This is a genomic window from Desulfitobacterium sp., from assembly GCF_034927245.1.
Taxonomy (GTDB): domain Bacteria; phylum Bacillota; class Desulfitobacteriia; order Desulfitobacteriales; family Desulfitobacteriaceae; genus Desulfitobacterium_A.
The window spans coordinates 42991-61635 of record NZ_JAYFQK010000010.1 but is presented as its reverse complement, the minus strand read 5'-3'; the positions used below and the strand labels follow the sequence as shown (position 1 = coordinate 61635).

The 18645-nt window shown below is 50.4% G+C and carries 15 protein-coding genes, 1 tRNA gene and 1 pseudogene; 4 read left to right on the top strand and 13 right to left on the bottom strand.

What is annotated here, in order from left to right:
• The first annotated feature begins 21 nt into the window (after positions 1-21).
• The 4 genes from VB077_RS03170 to VB077_RS03155 all read left to right on the top strand — a co-directional run bounded on the left by VB077_RS03170 (position 22) and on the right by VB077_RS03155 (position 3973).
• Positions 22-1401 carry an FAD-binding oxidoreductase gene (locus VB077_RS03170; RefSeq protein WP_323413768.1) on the top strand — a complete coding sequence of 460 codons (1380 nt, stop codon included), beginning with the start codon at positions 22-24 and terminating at the stop codon, positions 1399-1401.
• 310 nt (positions 1402-1711) lie between these two features.
• Positions 1712-3373, top strand: coding sequence for an L-lactate permease (locus tag VB077_RS03165; protein WP_323413767.1), 1662 nt, complete (start codon positions 1712-1714; stop codon positions 3371-3373).
• A 44-nt stretch (positions 3374-3417) separates the two neighbouring features.
• Positions 3418-3768 (top strand): cupin domain-containing protein, encoded by a 351-nt coding sequence (locus VB077_RS03160; RefSeq protein ID WP_323413766.1) that lies wholly within the window; start codon positions 3418-3420, stop codon positions 3766-3768.
• Positions 3769-3890: 122 nt separating this feature from the next.
• Positions 3891-3973: transfer RNA gene (locus VB077_RS03155), tRNA-Leu, on the top strand.
• Positions 3974-4213: 240 nt separating this feature from the next.
• On the opposite strand, the gene VB077_RS03150 is transcribed toward VB077_RS03155, so the two are convergent.
• From VB077_RS03150 to VB077_RS03090, 13 genes and pseudogenes are all read right to left on the bottom strand, one after another.
• Positions 4214-5677, bottom strand: a complete 1464-nt coding sequence (locus VB077_RS03150) for a recombinase family protein (protein ID WP_323413765.1) — start codon at positions 5675-5677, stop codon at positions 4214-4216.
• Positions 5655-5858 (bottom strand): hypothetical protein, encoded by a 204-nt coding sequence (locus VB077_RS03145; protein ID WP_323413764.1) that lies wholly within the window; start codon positions 5856-5858, stop codon positions 5655-5657. The genes VB077_RS03150 and VB077_RS03145 overlap by 23 nt, the downstream gene beginning before the upstream one ends.
• Before the next feature lie 139 nt (positions 5859-5997).
• Positions 5998-7575, bottom strand: a complete 1578-nt coding sequence (locus VB077_RS03140; protein WP_323413763.1) for a recombinase family protein — start codon at positions 7573-7575, stop codon at positions 5998-6000.
• Positions 7575-8876: a recombinase family protein gene (locus VB077_RS03135; protein ID WP_416337017.1), complete on the bottom strand. Its 1302-nt coding sequence runs from the start codon at positions 8874-8876 to the stop codon at positions 7575-7577. The genes VB077_RS03140 and VB077_RS03135 overlap by 1 nt, the downstream gene beginning before the upstream one ends.
• A 42-nt stretch (positions 8877-8918) precedes the next feature.
• Positions 8919-9089, bottom strand: a complete 171-nt coding sequence (locus VB077_RS03130) for an SHOCT domain-containing protein (RefSeq protein ID WP_323413761.1) — start codon at positions 9087-9089, stop codon at positions 8919-8921.
• Positions 9086-9502, bottom strand: a complete 417-nt coding sequence (locus tag VB077_RS03125) for an RNA polymerase subunit sigma-70 (RefSeq protein WP_323413760.1) — start codon at positions 9500-9502, stop codon at positions 9086-9088. Before VB077_RS03125 ends, VB077_RS03130 begins: the two co-directional genes overlap by 4 nt.
• A 198-nt stretch (positions 9503-9700) precedes the next feature.
• Positions 9701-10504: pseudogene (locus VB077_RS03120) on the bottom strand (N-acetylmuramoyl-L-alanine amidase); the annotation flags it as partial.
• On the bottom strand, positions 10505-10918 hold the full coding sequence (locus tag VB077_RS03115; RefSeq protein WP_323413758.1) for a phage holin family protein: 414 nt from the start codon (positions 10916-10918) through the stop codon (positions 10505-10507). It abuts the pseudogene before it with no gap.
• A 14-nt stretch (positions 10919-10932) separates the two neighbouring features.
• Complete coding sequence (locus VB077_RS03110) at positions 10933-12261, bottom strand: hypothetical protein (protein ID WP_323413757.1); 1329 nt, start codon at positions 12259-12261, stop codon at positions 10933-10935.
• 4 nt (positions 12262-12265) lie between these two features.
• Positions 12266-14554 (bottom strand): hypothetical protein, encoded by a 2289-nt coding sequence (locus VB077_RS03105; protein ID WP_323413756.1) that lies wholly within the window; start codon positions 14552-14554, stop codon positions 12266-12268.
• A 12-nt stretch (positions 14555-14566) separates the two neighbouring features.
• The gene (locus VB077_RS03100; protein ID WP_323413755.1) at positions 14567-15970 is read right to left on the bottom strand and encodes a hypothetical protein; all 1404 of its coding nucleotides are present in this window, start codon (positions 15968-15970) and stop codon (positions 14567-14569) included.
• On the bottom strand, positions 15967-16314 hold the full coding sequence (locus tag VB077_RS03095) for a hypothetical protein (RefSeq protein ID WP_323413754.1): 348 nt from the start codon (positions 16312-16314) through the stop codon (positions 15967-15969). Before VB077_RS03095 ends, VB077_RS03100 begins: the two co-directional genes overlap by 4 nt.
• The gene (locus VB077_RS03090) at positions 16311-18590 is read right to left on the bottom strand and encodes a phage tail protein (RefSeq protein ID WP_323413753.1); all 2280 of its coding nucleotides are present in this window, start codon (positions 18588-18590) and stop codon (positions 16311-16313) included. Before VB077_RS03090 ends, VB077_RS03095 begins: the two co-directional genes overlap by 4 nt.
• Positions 18591-18645 lie beyond the last annotated feature (55 nt).

Sequence of the window (18645 nt, the reverse complement as noted above, 5' to 3'; positions counted from 1 at the left end):
AAAAGATAAGGAGGGCTGAACATGTTATCCCAAACGGTTATTAATCGCTTGAAAGAAATAGTTGGGGAGAACAACGTGGTAACAGACAAAACAGGTTTGTTCTCTTATAGCTATGATGGTACATTATTATCCGGTGATGCATTAGGAGTCGTTTCTCCGCAAACCACAGAACAAGTTGTTGAACTCGTTAAATACTTAAACGAGCAAAATATTAGACTCGTTCCCAGAGGTGCCGGAACGAATGAGAGTGGTGGATCCATTCCCGTTGAAAATTGCGTGGTTATGAACTTTGCCCGCATGAATCAAATCCTTGAAATAGATACGGAAAATTATGTTGCAGTCGTTCAACCTGGAGTGATCAATTTCGACCTTCAAGTCGAACTTGAAAAGAAAGGCTGCTATTTTCCTCCGGATCCATCTTCCTATAAAGCTTCAACACTCGGAGGAAATGTCTCTGAATGCTCAGGTGGGCCTAAGTGCTTTAAATATGGGGTTACCCGCGATTATATCTTGGGTCTCGAATTTGTTCTTCCCAATGGTAAGATCATTAATACCGGAGGACGGAACTTTAAAAGTGAGCCCGGTTATGACTTGACGAGGATCTTATGCGGCTCGGAAGGAATCTTAGGATTCATCACGAAGATTATTGTCCGTGTCATACCTACACCGGTCACCACAAGAACAATGTTAGCGACTTACAACAAAGTTGAAGATGCTTCACAAACGGTTGCCGATATCGTTGCCGCCGGTATTGTTCCGACGACCCTTGAGTTAATGGACAATCTCCTGATCAATACGACTGAGGACTTCTGTCATGCCGGGCTTGCCCGTGATGCCGGAGCCGTTCTGATTATTGAGATTGATGGATATCCGTCAGATATGGATGAGCAGGTCAAGACGATCGGCGAAATCACCAAGAAAGCTGATGCGAGAGAATTCAGAGTTGCGCAATCGGCAGCTGAAGTCAATCAAATTTGGGCTTCCAGACGTTGTGCTTTCGGATCTGTGGCCCGGGTCAGACCGTCGTATGGTGTTAATGATATTACGGTTCCGAGAAGCAATTTCCCGAAAGCGATTGAGGGAATTCTTAAAGTAGCCAAAGAATTTGGAGTAACGATCGGGGTTGTAGCCCATGCCGGCGATGGCAATCTTCATCCGTTAATTCTTTTTGATCAACGGGATGCTGAGGAAGTTAAAATCGTCCATGCTGCGGAACAGGCGCTCTGTAAGATGGCCCTTGGTCTCGGCGGTACAATCAGTGGTGAGCACGGAATTGGGCTCGTTAAGAAAAAGTATCTTGATTCAGAGTTCCAACCGGTTGCGATGGAAGCCTTTAGAAAGATTAAAAGGACTTTCGACCCTGAAAATCGCGTTAACCCCGGTAAAATTGTTGAAGTCTAAGGATTCAAATATCGTTTTGGATAAAAAAAGTACCGAAGGGGCTGTTGCAAAACAGCCCCGTTTTCATGCGCCCATAATTATGGACTATTGCCAAAGCTCAATTGGCGGGATTAAAAGACGAGTCAGAAAACAGGGAAAATAAAAAATAGATTGACGGCCGGACCAGTTTGGAGAATAATGGAGTGGGGAGAAACATTATATATTAAATATGAGAGAAGATGGGAAGTTATATTAGCCGGGAAGGAGTTGAAAAGTATGCATTAAAATGTGAAGGAAGGTACTTATTTAATTACAGAAGGGTGGAAGTATAATGCAATGGTATCAAAACTATTCTGCAATCGGTGATAGCATCGGTTTAACAGCTTTAGTCGTGGCTATACCAATATTCTTCCTGTTCTGGGCATTGGCGGTTAAAAAAATGAAGGGGCATGTTGCCGGCGTCCTTACTCTGTTAATTGCCTTTGTTGATGTTGTCCTAGTTTATAATATGCCGGCAAGTGTAGCCTTTTCAGCGACCCTATTGGGGATTATGAATGGTCTATTTCCAATTGGCTGGATTATTGTTACCGCAGTTTTTTTCTATAATCTTACCGTGGAAGCCGGTCAATTCGAAATCATGAAAAATTCGATTGCCTCCCTTTCCAGTGATCGCAGATTGCAAGCCTTGCTTATCGCTTTTGCTTTCTCGGCTTTTATGGAAGGGGCCGCTGGCCAGGGCGCTCCGGTCGCAATCGCAGCTGCAATGCTGATTGGTTTAGGGTTTCCCCCGCTGCCCGCCGCTATCATTTGCTTAGTGGCGAACGTTCCTCCTGTACCGTTTGGTCCGGTGGGAACGCCAACCATTACGATGGGAAAAGTGACAGGCATCAGTGATTCCATTCTTTCATTATGCGTTGGTTTGAATGAAGCCATCATGGCTATTATTATCCCAATAGCCATGCTCATCGTCCTCTGTGGATGGAAGAAAACGAAAGAAGTGTTACCCGCCGCTTTGGTGACAGGGTTAAGTTATGCTATCCCTTCCTATATCGTTGCCCGTCTCCTAGGGGTTACGCTTCCCGCGGTTGTCGGCTCGATTACTTCACTCATCTGTACGGCACTCTTCCTGATGGTATGGAAACCAAAAACGATTTGGCGTTTTCCCGACGAAGAGGGAGTTAAAGTCAGTGACAAAAAATATACAAGTGGGCAAGTCTTTAAAGCCTGGTCGCCTTTCCTGATTCTCATGGCCTTAATGGGAACTTGGGGAAGTCCCGGGTTCAAAAGCTGGGTTGCCAATGATCTCCAATGGTTCGTGAATATCAAACATTGGCCCGGTCTTGATGGTATAGTCATGCAGACGGCACCGATTGTTTCCAAACCTGCAGTCTATGCTGCAAGCTTTAAGTGGGATTTCTTCGGTTATGCCGGAACGGCCATGCTGATATCCGCGATTATTGCAATTATTATCTTAGGGATTAAGCCTAAAACAGCGCTCCGTGTTTTAGGGCAGACCCTGAAACAACTGAGTTACTCATTGATTACGATAATGTCCGTTTTAGGTCTTGCCTATTTAGCAAATTATTCAGGAATGTCTTTCTCGTTAGGGTTAGCTTTTGCATCAACAGGAGTCCTTTTCCCCATCTTTTCGCCTGTGCTGGGTTGGTTAGGGGTATTTTTAACCGGATCAGTGACTTCATCAGCTGCCTTATTCGGGAAATTACAACAGGTTACGGCCGGACAGCTTGGCTTAAACCCCATCTTAACCGTATCGGCTAACCTGATCGGTGGTTCGGTAGGTAAACTTATTTCTCCTCAATCCATTGCCATTGCTTGTGCGGCAACGGGTCTCGTCGGCAAAGAAAATCAGATTTTCCGTAAAACCTCGAAATATTCCGTTATCCTCTTGGGTATCGTGATCATACTTGTTCTCATACAAGCCCACATCGTGCCGGGAATTGTTCCGCAAATTCCTGTAGCGGTGACGCCATAATATCAATGGTTTAATTAAAATAAATTATTTGGGGGGTATACTTTATGGATGACAGACTATTTAATTTAACAGAAGAACTGGCTCGCTTTGATGAAGAAACACCGCAAAAGGTGGCTGTTTATCAAACGGATAAAACACTTGGAGCCATGTGGTGTCTCGAGCCGGGCCAAGAAGTATTTCTGCATGCTCATCCCAACGCAGATGACGTTTGGGTTTGCCTTGAAGGGGAGTCAGGAATCTATTTTGCGGGCGAAGGTCAAGAGATCCCGATTAAGAAAGGAATGGCTATTCTCGCCAAAGCAGGTCAAACTCATGGGATGCGCAACACCGGTAAGGATCGCTTCATATTCATCGGAATTTGCGGGCCTGTCCCGGTCGAGACAGTTAAACTATAAGTAACTATAAGTAACTATAAGCAAATATAAGTTCTAACATAAAACCAAAATAATTAGCTTGCCAATCTGCTGAAAATGCGTTACAATATCACTTGTTCAGCTTTAAAAGCCTGAACAAAGATGCGGGAGTGGCGGAACTGGCAGACGCACTGGTTTTAGGTACCAGCGGGTAACCGTGCAGGTTCAAGTCCTGTCTCCCGCACCAACTATATCGCAGAAGATTGATACAATAAATGTATTCGTCTTCTGCGATATATTTTTGCCCGAAAATGCCGTATTTGCAGGCTTTTCGGGCTGTTTCCGTTTTGAAACGCGAGAACCGCCAGCCACGTCGAGCATCGATTTTTGCCTTTGTAACGCTGATTTTGAACCCAACCGTCGTTTTGCCGCCGACAAATCGTTAACGAGCAGTCATTTTGGTGCAAATCCGGATTTTTGGTGCATTTCAAAAATCCTTGGTGCATTTGCCCCGTGCCTCCATCAAGCTGTTCCTGTATCGCGGAGAAAAATCCGGTAATTGAAGTTCAAACTCGCTGCCGTCGATGAAACGGAAAATCAGCGAGCGGTCAACCTTGACCGTAACTTGCCGCACGAGTACTGCCCATGTTGTTTCGTCATCCGCAATATCCAACGGAGAACGCATAAGGAACGAATCGCAAAACCGTGTAAGTTCCGCTTTCCGCGCATTCTTCTTTTTACCTCGAATGGCCGCTGACAGATAGTCACGGCAATCGGCGATAACCTCCGACCTGCTTTCCAGCAGATGGAGCATTGCTGCATTGAACGCATACCGCAGCATCTGGTCATACAGATGCGGTGTTTTGCACTTTTCTTCTTGCTCGTACCTGTGGTTGCACTGCCACACCAAATCATCGTAGGATGTGGAGTGCCACCGTTTGGATCCGTAGCAGCTGCCGCATTCGCCGCAGATTATCATGCCGGCAAAAGTATGGCAGGTGTTGAATTGGCGCTGCACTCGCTCTTTTGCAAGCTCCTGCACATAATCGAAAAGTATCGGCTCAATAATGGGCGCGTGATTCTGAGAAACATAATACTGCGGTCGCTCGCCGCGATTGACCTGCTTTTTCTTGGTGAGGAAATCTACCGTAAAGCTCTTAAGCCGCAGTGCATCGCCCTTGTACTTTTCATTGCTGAGAATGCTCTCAACCACCGTGCATTGCCATCGCTTCTTTCCTGCCGGGGTCGGAATGTCAAACTCGTTGAGCCGATTTGCAATACTGGCAGCAGTCATACCCTCAATAAACAATCTGTATATGAGGCGCACCGTCGCAGCCTGTTCTTCATTTATAATAAACTCGCCTTTTTCCCTGCCCTTGTCATATCCGAGAAAATGCGCATACGGTACAGCCACTTGACCGTCGGCGGCTTTTTTGTATATGCCCCATGTGATATTTTCGGAAATTGACCGGCTTTCTTCCTGCGCGATGCTGGACATCAGCGTAAGTACAAACTCGCTCTTGGAATCCAGCGACCACATATTTTCCTTTTGAAAATAAACCTCCACGCCGACCGCTTTCAGCTTCCTGACATTGGTCAGTGTATCGACCGTGTTGCGGGCAAACCGGGAGATGGATTTTGTGATTATTAGGTCAAATTTGTCCGTGAGCGCATCTGCTATCATGCTGTTAAAGCCGTCGCGGCTTTTGGTACTGGTGCCTGTTATCGCTTCGTCAGAATATATGCCGCAATACACCCAATCGGCGTGTTCGGCAATGTAGGTAACGAAATAATCCAGCTGTGCTTCGAAGCTCTGTAATTGCTCGCTCTTATCCGTAGATACCCGCGCATAAGCGACCACACGCCGTTTTTTCATTTCTTGCGCCGCTGTCAGGGCAATCGGCGGCGGCACAAGCGAGACGATTTTCTTATGATTGCTCAGTTTTATCACCGTCCTCAAGCTGCGCGGTCAGCGGCTTATATTTCCGCAGTGCCTTTTTCCGCACAGCCTCAACTTCGCTTTCCTCCGCAAGCCCCGCCGCCTGGATATTCAGAAGAAGCAGCCTCGCCAGCCGATATCGTATTTCGCCTTCCATATGCTTCTGCAAAGCGCGATTGTTCTTTTTATCCATGTAGATACCTCCTTGCGCTCGGACAGGAACGCAGGTAGGATAAGTTACTCAAAAAAGCGAAAAAGTCAAGCCATATCGGCAAATATTCAATAAAAATACTCCCCACACCGTAATTGGCGCAGGGAGTCAGAGCCTTCGCTTATTCAATTTCCGTACCGTTCATCAGCGTAAACACGAGCCGCCCGTCCGCATAGACCGTCGCTTTTTCCACGACCGCCAACCACAGGCTCTCGCTGAATTCGGTGAGCGTCCCGTGCTGCCGTTCCATCGTGTCCACAAAAGCCGTGAGCACAGTGTGCTGCTTTTTACGTGCTTCCTTCTCGGCTTTGAGTTCAGTTATCCGTTTTGACACATCGTTGTACTTTGTCACCAGCTCGTCCTGCCGTTTTTTGTATGCCTTCTGATTCTGCGCTGCCGTCGCGTTTTCAGCGATGTGCTTGCGGTTCATTTCGATAAGTACCTCGGCTTCGGAGTTCTTCGCGGCGATTTCCTCCTCAATGGCTCTGCTGTCAAAAAGGTCGGCAATTGCCAAACGGCACTCGATGATGACTTCATCACGTATATCCTGCAGACCGTTCCACGCGGCTATAAACCGTGCCTTTATGTCGTCCTCGGTCATATGCGGCGTGGTGCATTTCTCGCCGTTTTTGAATTTGCTGTTACATTGCCATATCACACGGCGGTATTTATCGTTGGAATGCCACACTTTCGAGCCGTAGAAGCCACCGCAGTCGCCGCAAACAAGTCTCGTCGAAAAGCAGCTTTTACAGGTGTAGCTGCGCCCTAACGCCTTGCGCCGCGCAAACTCCGCCTGTACCATATCGAAATCCTCAGGGTCGATAATGCCGTCGTGACTATCCGTGACGTAGAATTGAGGAACCTCGCCTTCGTTTGGCTTCATCTTTTTTGTCAAAAAGTCTGTGGTAAAGGTCTTTTGCAGCAGTGCGTCGCCCTTGTATTTCTCGTTTGTCAGGATACTCTCGACGACGGTGCATTGCCACTTTTCTTTGCCGCCGGGTGTCGGAACTCCCTGCGCGGTAAGATGCTTTGCAATTGCCGTAGGCGTTTTGCCTTGCAAAAACATCGTATAAATCCGGCGCACAATCTCTGCTTCCTCTGGAACGACTTGCGGCGTACCGTCCGCGCCCTTTTCGTAGCCGAGAAACTGCCCATATGCCATTGACACCTTGCCGTCAGCTATGCGCTTGCGCCAGCCCCATGTGACGTTTTCTGAAATGGAGCGGCTTTCCTCCTGTGCCAAGCTGGACATTATCGTAATCAACAGTTCGCCCTTGGCATCAAATGTCCATATGTTTTCCTTTTCAAAGTAGATTTCAATATTGGCATCCTTGAGCTTTCGTACTGCTGTCAGGCTGTCCACGGTGTTCCGCGCAAACCGGCTGACTGATTTCGTTACGATGAGGTCAAACTTTCCATTCAGCGCATCCTTTATCATTTGATTGAAGCCGTCGCGCTTTTTGGTGTTCGTCGCTGTGATACCCTCATCCGTATATACAAAGACGAAATCCCAGTCGGGGCGCTCCTTGATATACTTGGTGTAGTAATCGACCTGCGCCTCATAGCTGGAAAGCTGCTCCTCTTTCTCAGTGGATACACGGGCGTATGCGGCGACACGCCGCTGCTTCGGAACGGACACAGAAAGATTGGAAAAGCGCGATGTGACCGACGCCGGTATCATTGTAACTGTTCGCGCCATTAGCCGTTCCTCCTTGTCGCTTTTTCCCGTGCTGCCTGTCGCTTATCATCCGTCCAGCTTTCCCGCCGTGAGCGGTCTTGCCATCCGACCGCTTTCGTTAGACCGTCTTTGAAGTGAACCTCCAGAATGTTGTCCGGCAGCGCGGTTATGAAATCTATACGCGCTGCAAAGGTGTCATCGTCAAAACTTCCGGTACCAAGAGCTTCGGCACATACGGCCTTGAGAGTTTCTTCGGGTATTTGTTTTGATGCGCAGAATTTCTTGCCCTTGGTATTGAATGTGGCACATATCCACACAAAGCCGGTTTTTGAGGTTTTGCGCCGATAATTCTTTCCGCAAACACCGCACCGTATTGCTCCCGTGAATACCGTTGTGGTGCCTTTTTTCACGGTGGTTTCGTTTGCCCTGCGCTCGATTTCTGCCTGTACCGCATCAAACGTGGCACGGTCGATAATCGGCTCATGCGCTTCCTGCACAAGATACTGCGGGAGTTCGCCGTGATTGACGCGTGTTTGCTTTGTCAAGTGGTCGGTGCGGAAGGTTTTTTGCAGGAGCAAGTCTCCCGCGTATTTTTCGTTTCTGAGCATCTTTGCAATGGTGTCCTGATGCCACCCTTTACCAAAGCGTGTAGCCACGCCCATCTCATTGAGCCGGTTGGCGATAGCCTGTTTTCCGAAGCCTTCAAGATACAGGGTAAAAACGAGTCGTACCGTCTCGGCTTCCTCTGGTACGATTTCAAAAACACCGTCCTTTGCCCTGTAACCGAGCATGGTACAGTCCCACGGTTTTCCTTCTTCGAAATTCTTCTTGATGCGCCATTTCTGGTTTTCGCTTGCCGACAGACTCTCTTCCTGCGCGTAGGATGCGAGTATGGTCAACATCAGCTCGCCGTCGGCGCTTATACTATGGATATTCTGTTCTTCAAAGAAGACGTCCGTACCGAGCGTTTTTAGTTCCCGTACCGTCTCCAGCAGCGTGACTGTATTCCGGGCAAAACGCGATATGGATTTTGTAATTACCATGTCTATTTTTCCGGCGCGGCAATCGAAAAGCAAGCGTTGAAAATTCTCGCGACTGTCCTTGGTGCCGGTTTTAGCTTCATCCGCATAAACACCGACATATTCCCAACCACGGTGTTTTTGAATTAGCTTGCTGTAATAGCTGATCTGCGCCGCCAAGGACTGCAGCATAGCATCCTTGCCGCTTGATACGCGAGCGTATGCCGCCACGCGCTGTATGTCGAAATCTTCTCGCGGCGTGAACTTTACCCGCGCAATTTGACTGTCTGACACCTGCTTCATCTCCTTTCAGGGGTCATATATTCGCTCTAAAAGGCAGATAAATCAAGGCAATTCGCGCCATATACTACACAAAGATATGCTGTATTTGATCGCTGCTTTTTCTTCGATTTTAGCATAATCGGCAGCAGATATATGTCCCTCGGACAGCCATTTTTTAAGTACGGCGACGACCGCCTTGTATTTCATGAGATTTGTTTTTCTGTCCAGTGTCATGCGCTCGCCTCCGCTTTCTTGACGCGATGCTGCGCGGAGCATTCATGACAGCAATATTTACTGTGCGGTCTGCCGTAAACCGTATATGACTTTCCACAGTGAACGCAGGTTTTTGTATAAAACGCTTTCTTGTTGATTTCGTTTGGATGGCTTTTCCACCACTCGTGACGGCAAGCGTCCGAACAAAACTTTCTCGGTTTCTTACCATTCATGTGTTCAAGCGGTTTCCCGCATTGCTTACAGAGGGGAACGCCGTTCTCATCCGGCGTGGCTGCGACTGTCGCATTTATATTTTGTCTGCGGCAGTAGCTTTTCACGGTATTGATGGAAAGCCCGACAACCTCAGCGATTGCCGCATATTTACAGCCTTCCGAGCGTAGCCGCATGATGGTTGATTTCTGTTCGTTGGTCATGGAAACCACCTCCTCGCTATACGGAGAAATGGAGGCAGTTTTGGGGAGGTATTTTCTGAAAAAAGCAAAAAGCCCGCCGAAGAAAAAAATCCTCGACGGGCATAAAACTGTAAAATTATGATTGTAGGTAACGTAACTAATCTGTGTTTATTTACTTTTTCGGTGGGCGGGTTATGCCTTAGCGGCATAGTCGAGAGAAATCCAACCGTTGCGCTTGCTTTTGTAGGACTTTAGCAGCCCCCACTTTGAAGCGCCCGCGCCGTCGGCTTCCTCAATAATAGTGAACACACCTTTACCTGTATATTTTCCCAAAGCGCCATAGTCTGTGCCGGGGCCTGTCCGAATGTTCAAATTTTCGATGGTGACGCGGACGCGGTATGGCTCTAAGGTAGCAGGCTCATCAGCAGATGCAGCAGGTTGTTCTGTGCTGGAGGCAAGCCCCGCTTTCACCTCGGCACGGAACGTGTCCATCGACTTGCCGTGCTTCGGGAACCAGTGCATCACGTCGCCGTGATTGCTGGCAATCCCCAGCTTGTAACCCTCGCAGTGGCAGATAACATCCTTTTCAGTGAGATTGTACTGCTTGCAGAGATATACGCAAAGCTCCACGGCTTCCTTGTAAACAGCAGAAAAATACGAGGCATCGGTCAGACCGTCCTCACAGATTTCAAAGCCGCTATGCGTATCGTTGCCGGAGCCTTTTGAACCGCTGCCGCAGTGCCAGCCGCGCATATTCCACGGCAGCGTTTGATAAGTAGCTATCGTTCCGTCAGCCAGCTTGCCTATGAAGCCGTGGACGCAGACCTGCCGTCCATCCGGCTTGTCCTGATTCCAGTGGTTGTTGTACTGGTTTTTCCCCAGCAAACCGTCGTCGGGACCGACATAGCGTTTCAGGTTGGGGTTGTTCGCCCCGGTGGAATGCACCATGATACCTTTCGGTATGATGGTTCTGCCCGCCTTATAGCAGGCGTTGTTGGTCAGAATGAGTTTATGCAGGTTCATTTAATTATCCTCCTTGCCAGACCTATCGTGTAATTGTTCAAGTACTTCTTTCAGTTTTGACGGAATAGGCAGCCCCAGATGTCCGGCGTTTTCGAGCATCGACACACCCTCATTGGACAGATAAAAGAAGATGACCGCAGTACGCAGCACCCCAGCCTGCCCCAGTACTTGGACGTCGATGATGTTTCCGATACCGACCATCATAAAAATGAGCACCTTTTTGCAGATGCCCTTGAAGCCTACCTCGCTGGACAGCTTCTTGTCCACAATCGCGCACATGACGCCCGTGATATAGTCTATAACCACGAATGCGATGAGCGCATAGAGAAAGCCGTCAGATCCTCCGAGAAACCAACCGAGCCAGCCGCCGATAGCAGCGAGCATAAGTTGGATCCATGTCCAGATTTCTTTCATAATGAATTCCTCCCTTAATAAATCGTCACGCCGTTCAGATTTGGTTTTTCAGACGCTTGGCCAATTAAATCCGAAAGACGCGCTTTGCCTTTCCGTCCGCCGCTGTCCACGGTGAACGCCGTATAGAAACCGCCCCTACCGAAATTGTGCGTCACATCCGTGACGGTACCGAGGGTTTCGGTCTTTGCCCCGCTGATAATGCGTACCTCATCGCCGATGGTGAGCTGAGGCGTGAAGATGCCGATGAAGCTCTCCTGCCTGCCTGAAATGGCGATGGTCTGCGCCAACTCCTCGGCCATAGCTGTTATCTCGGCAAGCGTCGCGCCGTCGGCGGCTGTAACGTAGGTCGTTCGATGGGACGGCTGAATCCACCACTTGCTTCTGGGGACAGTGGCGTAAACCGTGTTTTCCGGGTCGGCACAGGTGACGCAAACCCTGTTGACCGCCTCCGAATCGTCATATTCCACGCTGAAGCTCCAGCAGGTCTTGTCGCGTTCGAAGGTGTATACGGTGGGCTGGTCGAAGCGGGCGTCGGTAGCCGCCGCAACACCGATGACGCCGTTTGCCGTTTCATCGACCTTCCAGCTGTCAAGCAGAGAGATCACCCGCTTGACGCCGTCCAGCATGGTGACATCCGGTTCAAAGCGCAGTTTCCATGCCTTTGTACTGTCGCCGACAAAAAAATTCTCCACCTCGGCGAGACGAAGAATCTCCTGCAGGTTCAGCTGAAGCGTCGTACCTTCAAAGGTGTTGTCCTCATTGAAGGTCTGTTCCTTCAGCAGCTTGCCGATTGCGTTTCTGGCAGACACCGATACTTTTTCGTCCGGGTATGAAACCGAAGCGCGGTCAATATAGAAAATACCGAGCGCGATTTCGCCGCTGTCGCCGAGTGAAAAGTACAGTTCCATCTTGGTGCCGGGTGTCACGAAAGCACGGTAGCGATTGAGCAACGCCCCCTTGATGTTGAGCAAGGTGCAGGACATCTGAGAGACCTCGCTGCCGATGCTGAATTTAACTGACCCGTCGACAAAAGAATTTGTTATATCTGTAGGCAACATATACATCACAAAACGGTGGTCGCCTTCGGCACTCCAGAAACCGTATGCACCGAAATGCGCCACTTTTTTGATGCTTGGATACGACACCGTTTCATCGGGCGATATCCTGCCGGTTTCGGTATAGGTCAGATTATCGTACAAACCGAGAACCGGATCTGCAGTGCTTCCGGCCACGGTGCCGTCGACGGTGAGGTAGATGAAACGGAGCAGGTTGTCCGAGGTGTGGATCACCTGCGGATACAAGCCTGCTCCGGCGTCAAGGGTATATTCAAATGTCAGCGTCATGGCGTCACCCCCGTTGCAGTTGCACCGAGTAGGTGAAGCGCAACAGATTATTCTCGGTCTTGAACGGATATTCAAGCGCAAAGCTGGCAGTAATCGCCGCGCCGTCGGCAGGCGGTGTTGTGAACTTTAGCCCCGGCACGGTCTTACCCAAAAAGAAGGTAGAGCCGAAGCTCTGACCGTCTCTTGTCGGAAAGCTCTGATAGTATAAGCTGTATGTCCAACTATAGCTGATGCTGCCCGCCACGGTTAAGGTCTCCACCTGTTTTGTTCCCGCATTGCCCGTGGCGTCCACTGTGGAGGTCGCTATAGCAGTTAAGCCGGTGCAAGTACCGTTAGCGATGCTGATGTTGAGCGTGGCGTCATTGTCCGCCGCCGTTTTCGCGGTCAGCCGTACATATCTGCCGTTATCCGCGCTGATTGTGAAGAAGTCGGTGATGTCGGAATTGAGCGCGAGAGCGGCGTTTACCTTTGTCGCGACGGTCGTCGCCGAGTCGCCGCTTGCAACCGGCACGGAAACGGTAATCGGCGAGTTCGCCATTCCGGCAGCCGTAACCACGACCGTCGCGTTTCCCGCTGTCCCGACGGTTCCGGTCACATAGATGTTTTCCTGCTGCTTTACGGCGGCTACTCCGGCAGTCGTATTGGTCGAGGTTGAAACGGTGATCAAGCCCGCGCAAGTCCCGTTTGACAGCGCAATATTCAAGTTTGAGACATTGGCAACCGGCGTTTTTGCGGTTAAAACAACATTTGCATCCGAAACCGACGCATCATATAAGGCTGAAATGTATTCATTGCTTTCAAGAGCGGCTTTTATCTTGCCCGCCACAACGCTCGCCGTGTCCAACGAGGCCACAGGCACGGAAAGGGTGATCGGCGAGCCTGTCATGCCACTTGATGTGACCACCACGGTGGCGTTGCCTTCGCCGCTCAAAAACGCCCTCCAGTACCGCGCCGAAACCTCCGTGAATTTCCAGACCTGACTTGACCTTGAAAGCCCTGATACATCCGTCCAGTCGGTTTCGTTGTTTGAATACTGTATTCGGAGTGTATCGAGCCTTGCTGTCGGGACGGTCAGAATATCAATCTTCAGTGTATTGCAGGACTTTGCCGAGCCGAAGTCTATTTTAATCGGATTCACATCGCTCACCGTGCAGGAGGATGGGTATAACGTCGTGTCGTAGCAGTTCCACCAGGCAAGCGGGTCGCGGTAAGAATAACTGCTGCTTGGAGTCTTTGACGCAAGGTCGCCGAAGGAGACTCCGGTGCTTTTGCAGGTCATCGCCGCCGTATGGTAATTTTCATACCAGTCGCCGCAGTTATTTTCAATGTCCACGGTGTAGTCCGTGTTTTCTGTCATTTCCGTATCGTTTACAAAAATACGGACGGTACCGGACTGAATCAGCGGGCATTTCAGACTGAACTCGGTGGTAATGCCGTCGCCCTCGCCGATGACGAGATGGTCGACCGCATAGGGCGGAAAAACGTCGTGGTTCGGGAAGGTAAACGCCCCGACCCCGGCGACGCCGAGGTGCTTGACCAGCCGATTGTTGCACTCGCTGTCAAGGAACGTGGTGACAGGCAGATCGTACTGATAGGTGGTGGTATTGCCGGTGCCGCCGCTGAAGGAATAGCTTTTGCTGCCGGAATATTTCAGGTTCATATCCGAAGCGTAGTCCACTGGGAAGCGGGAAAAACGAACATACCCGTCCGTATCACCGGTAAGCAGCCACTTAAACAGATAATTTTTATCTGCCGTGGGATATACGCCGTTCGAGCCAAAGCCGGACGGGGTGCAGGTAGCGTAGAAGGTCGCCGTAATATACACCACGTCCGTATCGGTCTTGGCAATGGCGATCTGGTTTCCTTCGGAGTCCTGAAGCATGGCATGGGACATGATGTAATAGTAGCTTGAAAAGGTGCCGCTGTAATACCCTTCGAGAGCCACCTCGGTAATGGTGGAGCCGTTGCACTCGGTCGCTTCCAGCTTGATCTGCTTGGTCGTATGCGATGTGGGGTATTCGTAAACCGTCTCCAATGTAGTCACGGCTTTGCGCGTCAGATGCGTGAAAAGAGCGGTATCCGTGACGGCGGGTGTCCCCGTTCCCGTGCCGACCGCGATATATCTGAACAGGTCTGCCGTTTTACTAAGTGGAGAAGCGGTCAGCCTGCTGTTAAAATAGTAGTTTGTAATGACGTTGAAGCCGACCGCCGTCTGCTTGACCTTGCCGCTTGCGGCGTCGACCACTTTGACGTCAAAACGGTTGTGAAGAACGGCTCGTTCTTGTATGTTCATTTTGAAAACCTCCTAAATCGGTAATGTGGAAACAGGCTGCAGGCTCACAGACGCGGACACAACCTCAATGACCGCCGTATGTGTGGGCTGGAAACACTGGATAAATACCGCCTCGTCAATCCATGCCTGCGTTGAAACTATGGATATGCCCGCCGTTTCGTTTTCAAAAGTGAAGTAGTCCATGGTTTCTGCGGCGGCGACAGCGCTCAGAGCGGGTATAAACCATCTTTGCGTCCCAAGTTTGTAATACCAGAGAGAACGGTATTCCGGCATTGTAATGGTTACCGCTACCGTCCTGCGTATATCGGCGTTCGTATAAAGGACAAGCGCCTGTTCCTCGCTGTCATAGGAAGCGGAGATAACGGTCACCCCTGAAACGGAGAGGGTGCATTTCACTGGGAATCCCGCATCGATATCTCCGTATAAAGGCTTTGTGAGGTGAAGCTTGAAGCCGTAACAAACGAAACCCGTCTCGCGGTTCAACTTCTCGACAGAAGCCACGGAGATTTCTTCGGTGTCCGGCTCGTCCAGCAGAACATAGGGATAGGCAGTATTGCCGGAAGCGTATTCAGTGTTCAGCGTGTCCAGTTCGGTTATATCGGAAATCCACATCTTCACATTGGAAGCGTTGATATGGACTGTTTCCGGCCGGACGCTCATTCCGGCATAATTGCGGTGCGTCAGTGACAGCAGCATCCGGCCGTTATTCTGTGTCAGGAATCCGATACGGAAATCGTTGGTACGGATAACCGACAGCGTCGTGTTGCCCGTGCCAAGCGTGGACACCTCATGCTCCGCTTCCCAGACATAAGAGCCGTTCTCCTGACAGCACAGCGCCCGGTAAAATACCGAACCGCTTTTGAGGTAGCCGATGATTAAGCCCTGGTCGAGGTCCTGTTCAACGCTGGACTGCCAGCCCTTGCAGGCAGATATCTGGGAAACGCCGGTGGCAAGCAGAGAGGCATTATCGCTGTCGCGCCAGACCTGAACATATAGATTGCCGTTCCACACATAAAAAACATAAGGGTATTCCTCGGTTTGTAGGTAATACCATTCCTTTTCGGCGTTCATTATCCACACGCCGTTAAATTCAATCGCCACATCGGTCGCCGCTCCGAGCGTCCACTGGTACTCCCACGGATACTCCAAGCCCGCCGGAAACTTCCGTTTATATACTTTGGCAATACCATCGTCCAAACAGATGGCATACGCCAAAGATAAATCGGATTCACCGGCGGTCTGGCGCACAGCCACATCGCCGAACGCGGGAGCAATATCTTCGTGAATCGGCTCGGAAAGCAGCGAGTTTACGGAGGTCTGTGTGGCTACCACACGGAGCTTTGCTAAGCTGTCCGTGTTTTCCACCTTGAAACGGTTTACAAGTTTTTCTTTCAGCGCCGTTGGTATGCTTCTCATGGGTCGCTCACCTCGCTTACCGCCGCAAGGGTGGCTGTGACCTTATACCAGCCTGCTGCCTGATAATCAAAGTCACCGAGTTCAACAATTCTTCCGGTGAAAACGCCCTGTTTTACAGAGCATTCAAGCAGCGGAACGCTGTCCTCGGCTGCCATCAGCACGGTTTTCCCGGCTTCATTAACATAGAGCGCCAGCTCATAATGCACGGTCGGCGAACCGAAACGGGTCAGATACTCCGTCCCGTCAAGGGCTGTCTGCACCGTGCGGATGACCTCCTGTGTTTTTCGGAAGCTGACAAAGCGCGTAATGATTTCACTTGTCTCTGCATTTTTGAGATAACTCATACGCGCACCTCCTGTCTGAGCCGGTCGATGATGATGTCCACAACCGAGGTCATTTCACCGGCGGAATTGACACCCTCCACCCGGATAACGCCCGTATGCTCCACGGTTTTCTTTACATCGAGCGAGGTGTCGTTCATCACTTTTTGGATGCCGGTATTCATATCAAGGTCAAAGTCGGTGGGGATTGCGTTTGTAATGTCTTTTTCAACGCCCTTCATGGCATCGGTGAAGCCCTCGCCGATACCAAGACCCATGTTTTCGCCGATTCCGGCAAACACCTTTGATGGTGAGTTGATTCCCAACAGGCTTTTTGCGCCGTCAACAATACCGGAGAAGAAATCGGATACCTTTTCGCTGATCCAGGAGCCGAGGGATTTAATGCCTTCCCACAGACCCGTCACGATGTTCTTTCCGATTTCAAACACAGCGCCTACCGCTTTTCCGAGGCCGGTCACAATGGCCGCGATAATTTCCGGCAGTTTTGCTACAAGCTGCGGTATCGCTTTAACAAGCCCGACTGCAAGCTGAACGGTAAGTTCGATGCCCATTTCAATGATTTCAGGAAGGTTGTCCGTGATGAAATCAATAATGGTCGTTATGATTTCTGGCAGTGCGTCTATCAGTTCAGGCAGCGCGTTTAAAAGCCCCTCCGCCAGCCCTTTTATAATGGCAAAGGCGGCTTCGAGGATTTTGTCCATATTGTCGAGCAGCACTTGAACAATCAGGAGGATTGCCTCGACGATGGATGGAATCAGTTCCGGCAGAGCATCCGCAATGCCCAATGCCAGAGTCACGATCATCTGAATAGCGGCTTCAATGATGGCGGGTAGATTGTCGATGATGCCTTGAACCAGTGTAAGAACAAGCTGCAGAGCGCCTTCCGTAATGGCAGGCAGAGCTTCAATCAAGCCTTCGAGCAGAGTCATGACGATAGAGGACGCACACTCCACGATGGTAGGCAGATTTTCAACAATCGCGTTCACGATAGCCATGACGATGTCCATGCCGACCTGTATGATTTTCGGTAAATGCTCCATGATCATGTCGGCAAGCCCGCCGACCGTGTTGCCAATAACCTCGCTGATTTTGCCGAAGTCGTCCCCGGCGTCCACCAATCCGGATGTGAAATCGCCGAGCAGTGTGGTTCCCTCATCCGCAAGCGTCTGAAGCTGCGGAAGAAGAACAGTACCCATCACGCGCTTGGCGGCTTCCGAGCCTTGCTTCAGCCGCTGAACGGAATCATCGAAGGCACCGAGTTTTTCGATGCTCTCCTCACTGAGAACAGCGCCCATGCGTTTTGCTTCTTCTGTCAGCGCGGCAATGCCTTCGCTGCCTTGGGCAATGAGCGGATTCAAGTCCTGCGCCGATTTTCCGAACAACTGCATGGCGAGCGCGTCACGCTCCGTTTCGTTGGAGACTCCGCCAAGTGCGTCGATGACCTCCCAGTAAACGTCCTCACTGTCTCGGAGATTGCCGTTGGCATCGGTAACCGATACGCCAAGCCGTGCGTACGCGTCGGCATATTTTGCGGAACCGTCTGCCGCGCTCGACATCGACTTGACGTTCTTCGCCATAGAGCCAGTCAGCGTGTCAAGCGACACATCCACCAGATCGGCGGCATAACTGTACGCCTGCAGACTCTCAACCGACATACCTGTCACGGTGGACTGTGTCAGCATTTCATCCGCGTATGCGGCGGCTTCCACGGTCATATCCACGAGAGCTTTGCCCGCGCTGATTGCGGCGGTGCCGACAGCGGCGAAAGCCACACCCATAGCCGCGCCGATACCCTTGACTACTGAACCGAGCTTTTCAAACTTGCCGCCGGAGGAATCGGCTTCCTTGCCCGTTTTTTTAAGCTCGTCTCCGAATTGGTCGGCTTGCTTCTCGGCATCGTCAAAATTGTCAGCCACATTGTCCAGAGCCTTTTCGTTGTCCTTCAGTTCGCGCTCCATGCCGTTGAGTTCCGCCTGCGCGTTATTCAGTTGCACCGCCCACTGCTGGGTGCGGCGGTCATTTTCACCGAAGGAGTCTGAAGCGTTTTCCAGCGCCTTGCGAAGCGTTTCAATTTTATCTTTCTGTGCGTTGATCTGTTTTGTGAGTACCTCATTTTTGGAGGTGAGCGACTCGACACTGGTTTCGTTTTTGTCAAAGGACGATTCGACCAGCTTCATTTCACTGCCGAGAACCTTGAACGACTGGTTGATGTCGGAGAGCGCCTTTTTAAACTCTTTTTCGCCCTCAACGCCGATTTTTAAGCCGAAATTGTCCGCCATGCCGTCTCACCTCCTCAAAAAGGGCATGAAAAAGGCACCCCTTTCGGAGTGCCAG